Annotated in this window: 2 protein-coding genes; both read right to left on the reverse strand. The window is 59.9% G+C overall.

Annotated features, from left to right (window positions below):
- Window positions 1-192: 192 nt before the first annotated feature.
- Window positions 193-1,185 carry a LacI family DNA-binding transcriptional regulator gene (locus JJE47_16610; protein ID MBK5269044.1) on the reverse strand — a complete coding sequence of 331 codons (993 nt, stop codon included), beginning with the start codon at window positions 1,183-1,185 and terminating at the stop codon, window positions 193-195.
- Window positions 1,186-1,276: 91 nt separating this feature from the next.
- Window positions 1,277-1,833, reverse strand: a 557-nt coding sequence (locus tag JJE47_16615; protein MBK5269045.1) for a glycine--tRNA ligase, incomplete at its 5' end; no start/stop codon positions are given.

Genomic DNA, 1,833 nt, shown 5'->3' on the forward strand with positions numbered 1-1,833 from the left:
AACCATGCCAGAGCGACTCCAGCACCAAGAACTCCAATAGCTGTCACGACTGCAAGGACGCGTCTCATACCAACTCCCTGGCCAGGTTTGTTCATTTCGATGCGATTCCAGAAAGGATCCGGTTCGGGTCAGCCTAGGCAAATTGAGATTTAACGCGGTAGAGGACTCAGGCAGTGAAACCCGTTCATCGTGTCAAAGCGGGGCAACCGTGTTTCGCTCGACAACCGAAACCGCCAACGAGACGTCCTCGACATCCGCTTGCCGAAACAGAGCCATGAGAAGATCCGCCCCCAGCTGTCCCGACTCGAACAGCGGCTGGTGGACTGATGTCAACCCAACATAAGGAGCCAGTTCGATGTCGTCATACCCGATGACCGAAATGTCCTCCGGCACTCGCAAGCCATTTGAGCGTATTGCCTCAAGAACCCCAAAGGCCTGAATGTCCGAGGCGGCAAATATTGCGGTCGGCGGGTGTGGAAGTGAAAGGAGCTCGCGGGTCAACCGATGAGCGCTTTCCCGCCCAAACGGACCCGTCTTGACGTACTCATCCGCAGGCTCGATACCGGCGTTGGCGAGCACCTCGAGGTAACCGAGCCGCCGATCCTGGGAAGACCGGAACCCGAGAGGCTGGTGGTCCAGGTCACCAACGAAGGCGACCGCCCTGTGGCCGCGATCGAGTAGGAACCGGGTCGCCAGACGGCCACCTTCGATGTCGTCGACGGTCACCGACGGGACCCCATCGAGCGCCACATCTACGCCAACCGTGGCGATTTCGGCCTTGCACAAACACGTCATGACGTTCTCCGAAAGTGGCAAAGAGATCACCAATAGTCCGGCTGGCTTGGCGCCTTCGACAACCGAGGCGATCGCCCGATCACGTTGGTCGACTGAATCCACGATCTGGAGAAATGTTTCTCGATCCGAAGACTGGAGACCCTCGACGACCCCCTGGAGACGGGCATTGACCGACGCCGACGTGAGGTAGGGAACGAGTACACAAATGGCGTCGGTACGTCCCCTTGAGAGCGATCGAGCGCTCAGGTTAGGCGAGTAGTCGAGGCGTTCAATAACCGCAAGCACCCTGGCTCTGGTTCCGGGCGCCACCCGTTCCCGACCGTTGAGGACCCGCGAGACCGTTCCGACGCCCACGCCGGCCTCACGTGCGACGTCCAGAATTGTGGCCAAGGTTCGTACCTCCGGTCATTCGGGGCGTGGCACCGCTTCCACGTTCAACAATCGTGAACCTATTACCTCACCACGCTCCCGTCAACCGTGGCTAGCGCGGACTCAACCGTTCAGCCAGATAACCCTCCAGCCGGTCGATTGAAACACGATCCTGCGCCATGGAGTCGCGATCTCGCACGGTCACGGCTGCGTCGTCGAGCGAGTCGAAGTCATACGTGATGCAGTACGGTGTCCCGATTTCGTCCTGACGTCGATACCGGCGTCCGATCGCCTGGGTTACATCCACCTCGAGCTCATAGGTGCGCCGCAACCGATCGGCCAGCGCCTCAGCTGGTTCGACCAGTTCAGCCTTCTTCGACAGCGGAAGCACGGCGAGCTGATAAGGGGCCAATCGCGGGTCGAGCCTCAAAACGATACGCTTCTCTTCGTTGACCACTTCCTCGTCGTAGGCGTCGATGAGAAGCGCAAAGGTCGTCCGGGTGGCCCCGGCGGCGGGTTCGATGACGTACGGAAAGAAGCGCTCGTCGGCTTCCTGATCGTAATAGCGCAGGTCCTCACCACTGGCCTCAGCGTGCTGACGGAGGTCGAAGTCCGTCCGGTTGGCGATACCTTCAAGTTCGTCCCAACCCCATGGGAACTGGTATTCGA

The sequence above is a fragment of the Acidimicrobiia bacterium genome, assembly GCA_016650365.1.
GTDB lineage: Bacteria > Actinomycetota > Acidimicrobiia > Spongiisociales > JAENVV01 > JAENVV01.